Annotated in this window: 12 protein-coding genes; 4 read left to right on the forward strand and 8 right to left on the reverse strand. The window is 35.6% G+C overall.

Going from position 1 to position 15,436, the window contains the following annotated elements:
* Window positions 1–116 precede the first annotated feature (116 nt).
* From BLR30_RS08895 to BLR30_RS08920, 6 genes are all read right to left on the reverse strand, one after another.
* Entirely contained in the window at window positions 117–1,178 is a 1,062-nt protein-coding gene (locus BLR30_RS08895) for a 3-oxoacyl-ACP synthase III family protein (RefSeq protein ID WP_089857303.1), read from the reverse strand.
* 198 nt (window positions 1,179–1,376) lie between these two features.
* The gene (locus BLR30_RS08900; RefSeq protein ID WP_089857304.1) at window positions 1,377–2,663 is read right to left on the reverse strand and encodes a TolC family protein; all 1,287 of its coding nucleotides are present in this window, start codon (window positions 2,661–2,663) and stop codon (window positions 1,377–1,379) included.
* Between the two features lie 84 nt (window positions 2,664–2,747).
* Window positions 2,748–5,165: an ABC transporter permease gene (locus tag BLR30_RS08905; protein ID WP_089857306.1), complete on the reverse strand. Its 2,418-nt coding sequence runs from the start codon at window positions 5,163–5,165 to the stop codon at window positions 2,748–2,750.
* Window positions 5,166–5,244: 79 nt separating this feature from the next.
* On the reverse strand, window positions 5,245–7,659 hold the full coding sequence (locus BLR30_RS08910; protein WP_089857307.1) for an ABC transporter permease: 2,415 nt from the start codon (window positions 7,657–7,659) through the stop codon (window positions 5,245–5,247).
* A 100-nt stretch (window positions 7,660–7,759) separates the two neighbouring features.
* Window positions 7,760–8,482 carry an ABC transporter ATP-binding protein gene (locus tag BLR30_RS08915; protein ID WP_089857309.1) on the reverse strand — a complete coding sequence of 241 codons (723 nt, stop codon included), beginning with the start codon at window positions 8,480–8,482 and terminating at the stop codon, window positions 7,760–7,762.
* Between the two features lie 19 nt (window positions 8,483–8,501).
* A complete protein-coding gene (locus BLR30_RS08920; RefSeq protein ID WP_089857311.1) occupies window positions 8,502–9,743 on the reverse strand; it encodes an efflux RND transporter periplasmic adaptor subunit in 1,242 nt (413 codons plus the stop codon).
* Window positions 9,744–10,064: 321 nt separating this feature from the next.
* Here BLR30_RS08920 and BLR30_RS08925 point away from each other — a divergent pair, with 321 nt between their 5' ends.
* Window positions 10,065–11,408, forward strand: a complete 1,344-nt coding sequence (locus tag BLR30_RS08925; RefSeq protein ID WP_089857312.1) for a sigma-54-dependent transcriptional regulator — start codon at window positions 10,065–10,067, stop codon at window positions 11,406–11,408.
* A gap of 94 nt (window positions 11,409–11,502) precedes the next feature.
* Entirely contained in the window at window positions 11,503–12,819 is a 1,317-nt protein-coding gene (locus BLR30_RS08930) for a sensor histidine kinase (protein ID WP_089857314.1), read from the forward strand.
* 110 nt (window positions 12,820–12,929) lie between these two features.
* Here BLR30_RS08930 and BLR30_RS08935 read toward each other — a convergent pair whose 3' ends face one another.
* A complete protein-coding gene (locus BLR30_RS08935) occupies window positions 12,930–13,229 on the reverse strand; it encodes a hypothetical protein (RefSeq protein WP_089857316.1) in 300 nt (99 codons plus the stop codon).
* 160 nt (window positions 13,230–13,389) lie between these two features.
* Here BLR30_RS08935 and BLR30_RS08940 point away from each other — a divergent pair, with 160 nt between their 5' ends.
* Window positions 13,390–13,626 (forward strand): hypothetical protein, encoded by a 237-nt coding sequence (locus BLR30_RS08940; RefSeq protein WP_089857318.1) that lies wholly within the window; start codon window positions 13,390–13,392, stop codon window positions 13,624–13,626.
* Between the two features lie 106 nt (window positions 13,627–13,732).
* On the forward strand, window positions 13,733–13,927 hold the full coding sequence (locus BLR30_RS08945; protein WP_089857320.1) for a hypothetical protein: 195 nt from the start codon (window positions 13,733–13,735) through the stop codon (window positions 13,925–13,927).
* Window positions 13,928–14,098: 171 nt separating this feature from the next.
* Here BLR30_RS08945 and BLR30_RS08950 read toward each other — a convergent pair whose 3' ends face one another.
* Window positions 14,099–15,334, reverse strand: a complete 1,236-nt coding sequence (locus tag BLR30_RS08950) for a cation:proton antiporter (RefSeq protein WP_089857322.1) — start codon at window positions 15,332–15,334, stop codon at window positions 14,099–14,101.
* Window positions 15,335–15,436 lie beyond the last annotated feature (102 nt).

The following is a 15,436-nucleotide window of genomic DNA, read 5'->3' on the forward strand; positions in this document are numbered from 1 at the left end:
TGTTTATTTTGCAAATATACAATAAAATGAATATAATAAATTTAATTTAAATAACTGATTTTCAAAAATATATTTGTAGATTCAAAGGCGTTTTTACAAACAATGTTTTAAAGGGCTTAAAATTTATACACAAGCGCATTGATATTCATCCCGGCTCCCACTGATGCAAAAAGAATAATATCATCTTTTTTTATTGTATGCGATTCCAGTTCGTCCTTTAAAATCATCGTCAGTAAAGAAGGTATTGTTGCTACACTGCTGTTTCCTAATTTGCTGATAACCATTGGCATGATGTCGGAAGGTACTTGCATATTATACAGTTGGTAAAATCTTTCTACAATCGCTTCATCCATTTTTTCATTGGCCTGATGGATAATTATTTTGCTCAGATCATTGATGGAATATCCACTATCGTCGAGACATTTTTTCATGGCATCCGGAACATTGGAAAGAGCAAATTCATAAATCTTTCTGCCATCCATTTTAATATATTTTGTATCCGGGCAGCTTTCGTTATTATAGGATTTTCCAAAGTATAGAAAATCTTTTTCGTTGAGTGTGTAAGAGGCTGACAAATGCGATTTTATCCCGGAATCGTCTATATCGTTGGCTTCAAGAATCACGGCTCCGGCTCCGTCTGCGTAGATCATACTGTCCCTGTCATGTATGTCTACTACCCTTGAAAGCGTTTCAGCGCCAATAACGAGACACTTTTTTGCAATTCCTGATCTTATGAATGCATTGGCCTGTATTACTCCCTCAATCCATCCCGGGCACCCGAAAAGAACATCGTAGGCTACGCAAAAGTTATTTTTAATTTTTAATAAATTTTTAACCCTTGAAGCCAGGCTGGGAACGGTATCAGACTGAATCGTTCCGAAACGAACATCGCCAAAATTATGGGCAAAAATAATATAGTCCAGCGTTTCAGGGTCTATCCCGGAATCTTCTATCGCCGACTGAGCAGCAATGAAGCCCAGATCTGACGTTACCTGTGAACTGCTGGCGTATCTTCTTTCTTCAATACCTGTGATTTTCTGTAGTTTTTTTGTAATCGAGGCGTTGGTGTCATTCAACAATATCCCTTCTTCATTAAGAAAAACATGATTATCGAAAAATAAATTGTTGATGGTTTCTGATGGTATGTAATTTCCTACCCCTATGATTTTGCTTGTCATATCTAAAAATAGATTCTAATCCTTAACTAAAAATGAAATAGTTGAACAATCGTTCAGCTTGCTAATAAGACTTCCTGATTTATCATGAAGTGCATAACATAATCTGTGGATTTATCCGTTTAATCGATAAAGGTAGTTGATTAATAATAAATAATGCTATAAACTGGTCTAAATCATTAAAAATTAACAATGCTATACTTAAAATCCGTTTTCTAAAACCCTGAGCAGTTCGGTTTGCTGAATAACATCGTTTTTACTGTTTATTAAATTATAGTTTACCTGAAGCCAGTTGTTTCTTACAACGAAAAAAGTGTACGCATCCATCAGTCCCTCCTTATATTTTTCTTCAGATTTTTGAAATGATAATTTTTGGTTTTCAAAATTGGTTTCCAGGAGGTTATACTTTTCCTGCGCATTCAGAAACTGAACTTTTATGGAATTAATGCTTTTTGTTAAATCATTAATGATGATATCTTTATCATAATTAGAACTGATGACATTCAGCTTGGCAATCTCTACGTTGTTTTTCACCTGTAATTTATTGAAAACCGGAATGTTAATGCCAAAAGACAATTGCTGATTTTTATTAAGTTTTATCTGTTCTGAAAAATCTGTCGCAGGCTGTCCCAGAATTTTGTTGTAAAAACTAGACCACGTGTAAGATCCGTTCAGCGTAGGGAGATAGCCAGATTTTGCAATTTTGACATTCTTCTGCTGTGCCTGGATTTCTTTTAAAACAGACTGATAGGCCGGATTTTTTTCTAAAAGATTGTGAACAAAATTTTGGTCATTAAAATCTGCACCGGTAAGGTTTTCTTCCGGCATGGTAAAATCAAGTGTATCTTTTGTAATAGCCAAAGCATTAAGAAGGTTGATTTTGGAAATATCTTTGAGATTTTTAGCAGAAAGCAGTTGTTCCTGCATCGTTCCCAGATTAGCTTTAATGTCGTAAACATCACTTTTTGGACGGCTTCCTATTTCCACTTCTTTTTCTGTACGTTTGATCTGGTCTTCAATTCCTGAGATTTGGGTCTGCAAAACATCAAGCCAGCTTCTGCTGTTCTGATAGGTAAAAAACATCATAATGACATTCATTTTAACTTCATTCTGTGCCAGTTTCATTTTATAAACCGAACTTTCTTTGTTGATTTTTGAAAGGGAAATGGTAAGGTAGTTTTTCCAGTTCATCAGTTCCCAGTTGGCCTGTGCATAGACTTGGTCATACTGTGTGTTGATGGCTTCTCTCTGGTTGGTATTCTGATTAATAGATGATCCGAAACCATAATTATGACTTACTCCAGCATTTACAGACGGAAGAAGCATTCCTTTTGCTGCAGAAATTTCTCTTTCATTTTTCCGGATATTTACCGTCGATTGCTTTACCAAAGGATGATGGGCAGAAGCATAATCCAGACATTGTTTCAGTGTCCAGCTTTGCTGAGCAGAAAGAAGATTGATGAATAATATGAAGAATAGTTTTTTCATAATTGGCTGTTGGTTGATAGTTTACAGTTGATGGTCTTATGGATAAATTCTTTTATCAACTAATAACCAACAACTGTGGATCAATTATTCGTATTTTAGGTATTTCACAAGGTTAATTTTGGTTGCACGGTAAGCTTTGAAACTCACGATTGCGAACGTTAAAATCAGTAATAAAAACAAACTCAGAACATACGGCCAGACCGGCATATCGATTCTGTATGCAAAATCTTTCAGCCATTCATTCATTGCATAATATCCAAACGGAATACTGATGAAAACCGCGATCAAACAAATCAGCAAAAATCTTTTGGTTAAATCCCATACAATCGTTTTCTCATCCGCACCCAATGTTTTTTTGATGGCAACATCTTTTAGTTTTTGTTCGATTAATAATGATGACAAAGCAAATAACCCCAGCAGTGCAATCACTAATACAACAATATTGAGCATTGTGAATAGGGTCTGCTGTTTCTGAAATTTCTCAAACGTTTTTGCAAATTGCTTATCAACGAATTCAAAATCGTAAGGATAACCTGGTTCTGCTTTGGTAATCCAGAATTCTTTGATGCGTTCTAAAGTGCCGTTGATATCATTGCCTGAAAGTTTTATCTGAACATTCTTCATATTGTTTTTTATCCAATTCCTATCATAATTAAAGTAAACTATAGGTTCAACAGGTTTGCTAACACCACTGTAATGTATATCTTTTACGACACCGAGAATTTTATATTTCTTCTTGCCGTCCCAACCTGTGAAAAACTCTTTGTTTAAAGCAGTTTTAGGATTATAGCCCAGTTTTCCGGCAAAAGTTTCGTTCACCACAGCACCATTGATGGTATCAGAAGCCTTCTTCCAGTTCAGGTCTTGCCCCGAAAGGAATTTCACTTTATAGAAACGCAGAAAATTTTCATCGATTCCCCCAAGCATGGTCTGAGTGGTTTTGGTAGTATCTGTTGATAATTTTACTATCGATCCATTAGCAGTACCATTCCCTAAAGAATTCACAGAGCCTGTAACATCGGTTACACCGGAAATTTTTTTCAGTTCATTTTTCAGGCGCCTGTATTTATTCATATTAAAATTATTCTCCCAATTTGTTTTTTTGAAATTAACCTGAATGGTCTGGTCGCCTTTGAAACCCAAGTCTTTATTCATCATATATTTTACCTGTGTATGAATGATAAGTGAACAGATAATGAAGAATGATGAAATAACCAATTGTAATGTCAGGATAAAATTTCTCAGCCAAACACCGCTCTTACTTCTTGCGAAATTCCCTTTCAATGTATTGATTGGTTTAAAATTCGACAGATAAAGGGCCGGAATCAATCCGGAAACTAATGAAAAAACGATCAGGAATAGTCCTGTATAAATAAAAAGACGAGGATCATTCAGTTTGATATCTTTTTCGAGAAATTTATTATATGCCGGAAGCAAAAGCTCTACCATTGCAAAAGCAACTATATAAGCCATAAAACAAATCATAAAAGTCTCTAATAGGAACTGAAATACCAACTTCACCTTTGAACTTCCGACTACTTTTCTTACACCAACTTCCTTAGCTCTTTGAGATGCCTGGGCGGTTTTCAGATTAATAAGATTTATGCCCGACAAGGACAAAATCAAAACAGATAAGCCAAGCAAAATCATTATTGATTTTTTATCTCCTTTTCTTATTCCTTCACTTTTGGCATCCAGTTTCATTTTGCTGATTGGTGTCAGATAGACCATTGGCGGATTTTTTTTATCAACAGCGTAGCCCCATTTTTTAGCAGAAATTTCGTCCTGTTCCTGCATTTTTCTGGAAAGTTTATCTTCCAGTGATTTGATATCTGTGCCGGGCTTCAGCTTGAAAAAACCATTATAACTGTAGTTTGTCCATTGCTCTTTAGACTGCTCCATATAAGGATTTTTGTACATAAAATCAGGTTTGAAAACCGTATTACCTTCCGGAATCTTATAAATTACCGTAACCACGTATTCTTTATCATTAGAATCGCTTTTAACTGATTTTCCGATAGCATCAAGATAATTGTCACCAAAAAGCAGGTGTGCGGTTTTATCCGAAAGGGCAATTTTTCCATTATCCGAAAGAGCATTCCGGAAGCTTCCTGCTACTTTTTCGAAAGGAAAAAACCTGAAAAAAGAATCTACCGTAGCCGACCCCGAAACATAAGCAGAGTTATTCCCGAAGGAAAGTCTTTGTTTCCCCCAATCATTGAGAATTGTACAATCTTCAATCTCTGAAAATATTTCTTTGGATACAAAAATTTCAGGATAACTTGAAACGGACATGGTTCCAAAAGAAGCACTTTTGTTTTCAACGAAATAAATATTTTCTTTACCCGGAATCCATTTTTCATAGGACTTCTCATCCTGCCAATGGATAAATATCAACAGGAAAACACAAAGCCCAACACTTAATCCCAAAATATTGATGATTGTGGAAAGCCAGTTTTTTCTGTAATTGATGAACGCTATTTTGAGCCAGTTTTTTAACATAGTTGTTGGTTGTTAGTTGTTGGTTGTTGGTTGTCGGAAGAGTTCTATCAACTTTCAACCGACAACCATCAACAAATGTTTACTCGTATTTCAAATATTTCACAAGATTCACTTTTGTTGCCTGATACGCTTTGATGCTTACGACAGCAAACGTCAGAATCAATAATAAAGTCAAACTCAGGACGAATGGGAAAACCGGCATATCTATTCGGTAAGCGAAATCTTTCAGCCATTCGTTCATCAGGTAATAACTGATCGGAATGCTTATCAGAACTGCAATGAACGTAATCCAAAGGAATTGTTTTGTTAATCCAAAAATCAATGTGCTGTCTGCTGCGCCCAAAGTTTTTCTGATGGCAACATCTTTCAGTTTTTGCTCAATCATTAATGAAGACAATGCGAATAATCCTAATAATGCTACCATCAAAACCATTGCATTCAGAATTGTGAATAAAGTCTGCTGTTTCTGATATTTCTCGAAACTCTGTGCAAACTTTTTATCAATGAAGAAATAATCAAAAGGATAGCCAGGTTCTACATTATTTTGCCAATAAGTTTTAATCCTTTTTAAAGTTCCACCAATATCGTCTGCTTTTAATTTCAACTGAATATTGTAAACATTGTATCGTTTCCATTCTGTTTCTCTGTAATGAAAAAACACGATTGGCTCTACTGCTTTTCGGGGATTCAGAAGATTGAAATCCTTTACAATCCCGACAATATGATAAGGCTTATTGTCAAATCCAGGGCGGAATTCATTTTTAATAGCCTGGTCATCTGTCCATCCAAATTTTTTCACAAAAGCTTCATTTACCAAAACATTAGTCATTGTATCGGATGCAAGATTTGGATTCAGCCAGCGTCCTTTTTTCAATTTAACATCCATAAACTGGAGGTAATTATAATCCATAGAACCGTGCTGAGCGTAGATGCTTTTGTCCATATAATCCATATTGGAATTGCTGAACCTATAACTTCCAGGAACTGCTTCTCCGTAAGAAACAGCATCTACACCCTGGATTTTTTTCATTTCGTTTTTGATGCGTTCGTATTTCAGCCAGGGTTTTGCATCGTTCTCACTGAAATTAATCAATAAAATTTGCTTCCCATTGTAGCCAAGATCTTTGTTCATCATATATTTTACCTGATTATTCACAATTAAACCACCGATGATGAAAAATGAAGAAATGATGAGTTGCAAAGTCAAAATCCCGTTTCTAAGCCAAATCCCGTGTTTGCTTCTGGCGAAATTTCCTTTCAAAGTTTCTATTGCTTTGAAATTGGCTAAATAAATCGCCGGAATCAAACCTGAAATTAGCGTAACCGCCAACACCATTACAAATGAATAGAAGTAAATATGCCAGTCATTCATCATGATTTCTTTGTCATAGAACTTATTGAAGCTCGGCAAAAGAAGTTCCGTCAATGCAAGAGACAAGAGATATGATGCGAAACAGATCAGGAAAGTTTCCAATAAAAACTGGAGAATAAGATTATATTTTGTACTTCCAATTGCTTTTCTAACACCAATTTCTTTGGCTCTTTGAGAGGCCTGCGCTGTTTTAAGATTAATGAAATTAATTGCTGATAGGATGACGATCAAAACTGAAAGTGTAAACAGGATCATCAACGTTTTGAAATCTCCATTTCCAAACCAATAGGCTTCTGCATGAAGTTTCATTTTATCAAGCGGTGTCAGAATACTGCCCGTTGGCCCGTACAATTCCAAATATTTTTGTGGTGTGACACCGCTTCCTGCCGCATTTATTTTCGCCCGGTATTCAAAAAGATCTTTGACTATTTTGTTTTGAACCTCCTCCACATTTGCATTTTTGCTTAGCATAAAGAAACATCCGTAGTTGAAATTGCCCCATTGGTCCTTATCATTTTTCATTTGTTCAAATGGCAGGATAACAAATTCCGGCTTGATGAGGCTATTTTCCTCTGGTAATTCGTAAACTGCTGTTATTACATAGTTTTTGTTATCAAACTTCACGCTTTCGCCTGCAACATCAGTTTTACCGAAGAGGTTTTTGGCAGCCCCGGTAGAAATTGCCAAAGATGATTCTGCCTTCAGTGCATCTTTAAAACTTCCGTCAATTAGCTTGAAAGGAAAAAAGTTGAAAAAATTACCTGAAACCAACATCCCATCCTTCTGAAAAACCGTTTTCTTTTTTGTCGTCATTTTATAGCCGACACCTGAACCGTTGAATAAAACATAATCTTTGATTTCGGGTATTACTTTTACGGCACGTTCTGCCATGATATAAGGAATAGTTGCGCCATAAGCGTTGTCCTTTTTATTATAAACCTGAGCCCCGTAGATTAAATTTTTTTTAGGATTCCATCTTTCATAGGATTCTTCGTCATTCCAGTGCATCAGAATCAGCATAAATCCTGTTAAACCAACAGTCAGTCCGAATAAATTAATAATCGTGGAAAGCCAGTTTCTTTTATAATTAACGAAGGCAATTCTTAGCCAGTTTTTTAGCATAATTGATAGTTTTTAGGTTGGAAGCGGGGTGATGGAAGCAGGAAGTTATTGAACGCAACAATTTAAACTTCCAGCTTCCATCATCCATCTTCCAGCTTTTTTACTCAAAGTTTTTAGAATCCGCTTTTTCGAAAACATCTTTTCGTTGAGAAGAATGTTCTTCGGAGAAAATTTCTCCGTCTTTCATATTTACAATTCTTGAGGCGTAACCTGCATCATAGGAAGAGTGCGTCACCATAGCAATCGTAGAACCTTCTCTGTGAAGTTCTGCCAGGAGATTCATTACCTCGTTTCCGTTGGAGCTGTCGAGATTTCCGGTGGGCTCATCGGCGAGAATCAGTTTGGGTCTTGTCACCAACGCTCTTGCAACGGCCGCTCTTTGCTGCTGACCTCCGGAAAGCTGCTGTGGATAATGCTTGGCTCTATGTGTAATATTAATTTTCTCCATAATTTCTTCCACTCTTCTTTTTCTTTCTGAGGAAGAAATACCGTTGTAGATTAAAGGTAATTCGATGTTTTCATAAACCGTAAGTTCATCAATCAGGTTAAAATTCTGGAAGATAAAACCGATGTTTTTCTTTCTGATATCTGATTTTTTCTTTTCGCTAAGGCCTACGGTCTCGGTGCCGGAAAACTGATAGGAACCCGATGAAGCACTGTCTAATAGTCCCAGAATATTTAGAAAAGTAGATTTTCCGCAGCCGGAAGGCCCCATAATGGCTACAAATTCACCTTCTGTGATATGTAAGCTCACATTGTTAAGTGCATTGGTCTGAACATCTTCTGTTTTATAGATTTTTGAAAGATTTTGAATATTTATCATTGCAGTATATTTTTAAAGTTTATTTTTGAATATCAAGAATTTCATATTTTTTCAGCTCAGAATAATCCGAAGTAATCACTGATTCGCCGGGTTTCAGACCGGAAACCACTTCATAATACATTGGATTCTCTCTTCCCAGACTGATGTTTCTTTTTTCAGCTTTATTATTTTTTATTACGAAAATCCATTTTCCGTTCGTGTCTTTGTAAAAATTTCCTTTCGGAATCATCAGGCTTTGTGTGTCAGCAGATAGTTTCAGTTTCACTCCGAACGTCATTCCTATTTTTAACGCTGAAATTTTGGTATCTATAAAATTCAGTTCTACGGAAAACTGGCCGTCTTTCACTTCTGGAAGAATTTTGGTGATGATGACTTCATATTCTTTTCCGTTGTTGTCCAGCGTTCCTTTGATTCCTGTTGTTAATTTATTGATGTAATATTCATCGACTTTAGCGACCAGTTTATAGCCATCCATCAGATCAATTTTTCCGATGCTTTCTCCATTGGTAAGGTTTTGGCCGAGCGAAATTGTAAAAGAAGAGAGTCTTCCGGCAGCAGGTGATATAATTAGAAAATTATTTTTATTAGAGCGTAGAATATTTAAACTTTTTTCCATCTGACTGATAGAATTGTTGATGGCTGCCATCTGTGAATTCCTCGAAGATTTTTCGTTCGTTGCCCCTTTTTCTACAATAGATTTTCTCTGTTTCTGATAGTTCAGGTTTTGAAGAGCCATATCGTAATCTGTTTTCTTTCCGATTTCCGCATCATACAATCTTTTCTGAAGATTAAATGTCTGCAATGCCGTATTGTAATCATTCTGAGACTGCAATAGTTCTTTATCCTGATTGAATTCCTGATTTTTAAGTTCAAGAAGCGAGTTTCTCATCTGGCTGATCTGCTGCATGATTCCCGTTTCCTGATTCAGGTAGTTGAATTCCGTGTTCGGATTATAAACCCTTGCGATCGGCTGGCCTTTTGTCAGCATTTGTCCGTCTTCCGCAAAAATTTCTTTTACAGCGCCGCCTTCTACGACATTCACCAATGAAGAATTCAGCGATTGTGTCTGGGCTGTCACCATCAGCATATCTTCAAATTTTCCTTTGGTAACTTCATCAATTGTAATATCTTCTGTTTTTACATTATATGTTTTTTTCTGGTTCAGGAAATACCATCCGAAAACCAGAACTGCCAGCATTGAGACAATTATTATAAGAACAAGTTTCAGTTTAGATTTCTTTTTTACTATTTTCGTATCCATATTTAGATAACTGTTTTAATCACAGTTAATTACACAATGCAGGTGCCATAGATTTATAAATCTGTAACTTCCTGTAAATGTGATTAAATATAATTTTTTTAAATTTAAAACTGTTCATTATCGGACACTTTTTGTGCGGAAACGGACATGTTAGTTATAAATGATGAATTATAAATGATAAATCATTTTATTTTAGAGTAAAATTGATAACAGATGTACTAAAATAATTAGCAACAATATCAATAAAAATGGGCTGAAATCCATTTAAAAAAGTTGACAAAACAAAAAGGCTTTAGTCAAAATTTAAAACAATCTATTTAAATGCGAAAAAAAGAGGCTCATATTTTAATTGTAGACGATGATGAAGACATTTTGTTTTCGGCGAGAGTCTGGCTGAAGAAATTTTTTACAGAGGTGAGCTGCCTCAGCCAGCCAAAAAATATACTGAAACTGATGTCGGAACATCAGATTGATGCTGTTTTACTGGATATGAATTTTCGGAAAGGTTTTGAAAACGGTCAGGATGGATTGTACTGGATGCAGGAAATTAAAGCATTAGAGCCTGAACTTCCGATTATTCTGATGACAGCTTACGGCGAAGTTGAATTAGCGGTAGAAGCTCTGAAAAACGGCGCTTCCGATTTTATCCTGAAGCCCTGGAATAATGAAAAGCTTTATGCCTCCGTTAATCTTGCCGTCGACATTTCCCGGAAAAATAAAAAACTGAATCAGTGGGAAAACGTGAGCGTAAAAACTAATCAGTATCAGCTGGAAACAAAATCATCTGTAATGGAGGAAGTGATGGATCAGATTGCAAAAGTTTCTGCGACCGATGCGAATGTTTTACTTTTAGGAGAAAACGGGACGGGAAAATATGTGCTGGCAGAACATATTCATGAACTTTCCGAAAGGAAAAGCCAGCCTTTTGTTCACATTGATCTTGGAAGTCTTTCCGAAAACCTTTTTGAAGCGGAACTTTTCGGGTACAAGAAAGGCGCATTTACAGATGCGCATCAGGATTATGCCGGGAAAATTGAAAATGCACAGAATGGAACGGTTTTCCTGGATGAAATCGGAAATCTACCGCTCCATCTTCAGACTAAATTGCTGAGTTTAATTCAAAACAGAAAATTATCGAGGATAGGGGAGACTAAAGAACGTTTGCTGGACGTAAGATTTATTTTTGCCACTAATGAAAATCTTAAGAAAGCGGTGTCTGAAAATCGTTTCCGGAAAGATTTGTATTACAGAATTAATACGGTGGAATTGCTGATTCCTGCGTTAAGAGACCGACAGGAAGATATTCCGGATTTGGCAGATTATTTTCTGGAAAAATACAGACAAAAATATCACAAGCCCAAACTTTTTTTAAATGGAAGCCTGATTTCTGAGCTGATGAATTATTCCTGGCCGGGAAACATTCGTGAACTCGACCACTGTATTGAAAGAAGCGTCATTCTTTCCAACGATAAAAACATGAAACTGCTAATGCCAAATGACGAGGAATCGGAGAAAACAGTTGTGAATCTTAATCTTGAGGAAATGGAAGAAATCCTGATTAAAAAAGCACTGAAAAAGCATCGTGGAAACATTTCCTTAGCAGCTGAAGATCTGGGATTGTCGAGAGCAGCGCTTTACAGAAGAATGGAAAAATTTGAGCTTTAATTTTGAAATATTAATTATTTCTTCATTCATGAATGTTTAAGAATAAATAAGCATTGATATTAATAATTTTAAGGAAAGCATATTTATAAAAACTATGAAAAGACATCAGTTTTTTGGGTTGATATTCATTCTGCTGGCGATTGTTTGCGGAATTGTCGCATTTGATTTTTATTCTCATAATAAATGGATTAACTGTATTTTATTTTCGTTCATAAGCTTGGTTTGTGTTATTATTGCGCAGAATTCGGTTTTGTCATACATCCGGAAAACTGAAAAATTGATTTTGGCCATCCGGAAAAAAGATTTTTCGCTGTTTCCGAAAACTGAAGGTAATATTCTGATCGATAATGCGGTAAAACTTTATTATCAAAGCAAAGAAGAACATCTTTCGCGGTCTTCTTACAAGCTTTTGTATGAGGAAATCCTCGGGCAGTTGGAAATAGGTCTGATGATTCTTTCTGAAAAGAACAATACCTGGGAAGTATTCTACGTGAACCCTGTTTTTCTTGAAATTCTGCAGATTCCGAAATACAATTCGTGGAACCTTTACGAAAAGAAAACGCCGGATTTTTATAAAATCATTGAACAAAGCCAATATGAAAATTCTCAGGAGTTTTTTGATATTTCGATTAATGAAAATACGAAGCAGTCTTACTCGCTCAGAACCAAAAAGGTGCAGAATGCCAGACACAGGTTCTGCATCATCAGCCTGGAATCTGTTCAGAAAATTATCGAACAAAAGGAAAAGCTTGCCTGGAATAACCTGATGAAAGTAATTTCTCATGAGCTTCTGAATACTCTTACACCGGTTAATAGCTTGATTCAGAATATGGAATATATTGCTAATCAGGATATTATAGGAAAGGAAGATCAACAGGACATGAAGGAAAGTCTGATGATTATTAATTCAAAATCAAAACAACTGCTTGATTTTGTAGATGATTACAGGCAGGTGGCAGAATTACCCAAACCTGTTTTTAAGACCATTTCTTTAGCAGATACTGTAGAATCTGCACTTCATTTCCTGAAGCCCGAATTTGAACAAAAGAATATTGAGATCATCAATTCATTGGAAAACTATACGATTTCTGCAGATGAAAAAATGATTCAGCGGTGTCTTATAAATCTTTATCTGAATGCTATTTATGCAGTGTCTGAATGTAGCGAAAGGAGTATAAAGACTGAAATTAAAACAGTAAATAAACGAATTATTCTAAGTATTGAAGATAGTGGAGCAGGAATTCAGAAAGAAATTCAGGATAAAATTTTTCTTCCATTTTTTACGACAAGAAGCGGTGGTTCCGGAATCGGATTGACACTGAGCAAAAGTATTGTCGAAGCGCACAAAGGCTACTTGAATTACAAACCTCTGGAACGTGGCAGCCGTTTTGAGATATGGTTTGTCAATTAAATTTTGATTGATTATAAAGTTTTTCCAGCACAAAATAAAACCGGAAAATCCGATGGTTGAGGTTTTCCGGTGATAATTTTTAGCGATTTTAATATCGGCTTTGTCTGTTTCTACAATTCTTCTTCCAGAATACTGATGATGCGGTCGATAACGTGTTGTTTTCTGTATTTTTTATGATATTCAGCTCTGGGTTCAGAAACAATCTGGTCGTGTTCTTTACTGAAAAGGGCATAAAGATCTATTTCCGGATGATGTTCAATGTACCACACCAAAAAAGTAAGAGGCATTGCATTTTTGCCTGAAAAATATAGCTGAATCGACTGCGGTGTCGCACCATATGCTTTGGCGATTTCTGTCATTGTTTCGCCTTTTCCCTTGCTGTACTCACGGATCTTCTCGTAAATTTTCATATTGAGTAGCTTCTTTGTGTTAATTTTTAGACAATAAAATAGTGTAAAATTTTCAATATTTTATTGTTTTTAAATATATAATTGTATATTTGTTTTCTAATTCTCTTTGAGACAAATACAAAATTACGAAAAAAGGTTAAAATAAAATTTATTAATTTTTATGAGCGAATCGATATATACCTGCCATCAGAAAATAATTGATGAAAAGTTTGATTTTATTGACCAATGGCTACCGGCGCGTTATACGGATTCAGTGAATATTTTTCTTAAAAAGGAATCAAAAGATGCCAATTATATCAGACAGGTAAGAATGAGGAAAATAAATGATGAGAAAGTGACGGATGCACTTTACAAAGTTTCTCTTGTTAATAAATTACAGGTAGAGATAGGAACTTAATTAAAAAAAATAAGTAAATTTGATTTTTTAAAAATATAATTCAGTTAAAATTCAAGCATTTAGGAACTCGATGTAGAGTTTAATTATTAAAAACAACACAATAACTATGGAAAAAAAAGCAGCGGTAATCACCGAATGTTTAAAATGTAAAGCACGATACAAGAATTATTTCAATTTATCTCCTTGCTGCCAGTCACTTGTTTTAAAAGTAGACGAAAACGGAAACCGTACCAATATTACTTTTCTCAGTGCCTTAGCGAAACCCCGTCATCATATAGCAAAGAAAATAACTACAGAATAAGAGTTTAAGCAATTGTTTTGGTATCCCGCAGACGTTTTTTTAAGTCTGCGGGTTTTTATCTTGATTGTAAAGGATTTAAAAATCTATCAATTATCTGTGAAAGTGGATTTGTATTTTAAAATTAGTTTAAACAAATGCCTTGGTATAACATTGAATGTATTTCATTTCTCATTAATTACTCAGCTTTTTGATGACTTTTTCAACCGTTACTCCCTGAATGATAATTGAAAAGATAACAATAACAAATGTAATCGAAACGATAATATTTTTGAATGGGCTGGCTGGAAGAGATAAGGATAATGCGATCGATATTCCGCCTCTGAGTCCTCCCCATGTCATAATAAGCAAAGACCTTGTTCCAAACGATTTTTTAAACCGAAAAAGAAGAGAGGGAAAATACAATGAGAAAAAGCGAACCAAAATAATCGCTAAGGCCATGATAATCCCGATGATAAGATAATTTAAGTCAAAAGCCACAATAACGATTTCCAGTCCAATAAGCATAAAAAGAATAGCATTTAGCACCTCATCCGTTACTTCCCAGAACTTTCCGAGATAATCTCGTGTGACATCACTCATCGCAAGCTCTTTACCGCGATTTCCGGTCATTATACCTGCTACAACCATAGCCAAAGGGCCTGAAACATGAAGATAGTGACACATACTGTAACCCCCCATTACCATGGCAAGAGAAATGAGAATTTCTGTTTGAAAATGATCGATAGATTTCATCATTCGATAGCCAATGTATCCGATAACAAGACCCATGAGTATCCCTCCGAAAGCTTCCCTGAAGAAAAGCAATCCAATATCTTTTATGCCAAAATTTTCTATTCCTCCCACTGCTATTTTTAATAAAGTGGCAAAAATAACTACTCCGATACCATCATTGAAAAGTGATTCTCCCACAATATTGGTTTCAATTTTTTTGGAAAGATTGGCTTTCTTAAGAATTCCCATCACGGCAATAGGGTCTGTCGGTGAAATCAAAGCTCCAAAAAGAAGACAGTAGATAAGAGGCACATTCTGATCAAACAATGGCAAAATATAAAACAACGAAAATCCAACAGCTGCTGTTGAAATTAATGTTCCCAGCGTGGCAAAGCTGATGATGCTTTTTGAAGACTCACGCAAATCGGGAACCGATACGTGCAGCGAACCGGCAAACAAAAGAAAACTCAGTAAAATCCCCAGAAGAAATTCCGAAAAATCGATCAATAATAATTTTTCTCTAATCATTTCGGTAAATCCTGCCGAAAAATATCCTGCCACAATCACTCCCAACGCGGCAAGAACTCCCATCAGCATGAGGCTGATCCCGGAAGGAAGTCTGAAAAGTTTTACATTTAAATAAGAAAAAAAGGCAGCCAGCGTGATGAGGCTGGAAAATAATATAAATAGTTCCATGTGTTAAAGTAGAATTCCTTACAAAAGTAGTGAAGTTTTATTTGTAAATATAGGGTAGAAGTGGCAATGCTTCTGAGAAATAATTAACTGCACTGAATGTGC

The sequence above is a fragment of the Chryseobacterium taeanense genome (assembly GCF_900099685.1).
Lineage (GTDB): Bacteria > Bacteroidota > Bacteroidia > Flavobacteriales > Weeksellaceae > Chryseobacterium > Chryseobacterium taeanense.

Bases quoted from the DNA above. Each gene is read 5' to 3' on its own strand.
- BLR30_RS08895 (WP_089857303.1), bottom strand. From the start codon at position 1,178: ATGACAAGCAAAATCATAGGGGTAGGAAATTACATACCATCAGAAACC.
- BLR30_RS08900 (WP_089857304.1), bottom strand. From the start codon at position 2,663: ATGAAAAAACTATTCTTCATATTATTCATCAATCTTCTTTCTGCTCAG.
- BLR30_RS08905 (WP_089857306.1), bottom strand. From the start codon at position 5,165: ATGTTAAAAAACTGGCTCAAAATAGCGTTCATCAATTACAGAAAAAAC.
- BLR30_RS08910 (WP_089857307.1), bottom strand. From the start codon at position 7,659: ATGCTAAAAAACTGGCTAAGAATTGCCTTCGTTAATTATAAAAGAAAC.
- BLR30_RS08915 (WP_089857309.1), bottom strand. From the start codon at position 8,482: ATGATAAATATTCAAAATCTTTCAAAAATCTATAAAACAGAAGATGTT.
- BLR30_RS08920 (WP_089857311.1), bottom strand. From the start codon at position 9,743: ATGGATACGAAAATAGTAAAAAAGAAATCTAAACTGAAACTTGTTCTT.
- BLR30_RS08925 (WP_089857312.1), top strand. From the start codon at position 10,065: ATGCGAAAAAAAGAGGCTCATATTTTAATTGTAGACGATGATGAAGAC.
- BLR30_RS08930 (WP_089857314.1), top strand. From the start codon at position 11,503: ATGAAAAGACATCAGTTTTTTGGGTTGATATTCATTCTGCTGGCGATT.
- BLR30_RS08935 (WP_089857316.1), bottom strand. From the start codon at position 13,229: ATGAAAATTTACGAGAAGATCCGTGAGTACAGCAAGGGAAAAGGCGAA.
- BLR30_RS08940 (WP_089857318.1), top strand. From the start codon at position 13,390: ATGAGCGAATCGATATATACCTGCCATCAGAAAATAATTGATGAAAAG.
- BLR30_RS08945 (WP_089857320.1), top strand. From the start codon at position 13,733: ATGGAAAAAAAAGCAGCGGTAATCACCGAATGTTTAAAATGTAAAGCA.
- BLR30_RS08950 (WP_089857322.1), bottom strand. From the start codon at position 15,334: ATGGAACTATTTATATTATTTTCCAGCCTCATCACGCTGGCTGCCTTT.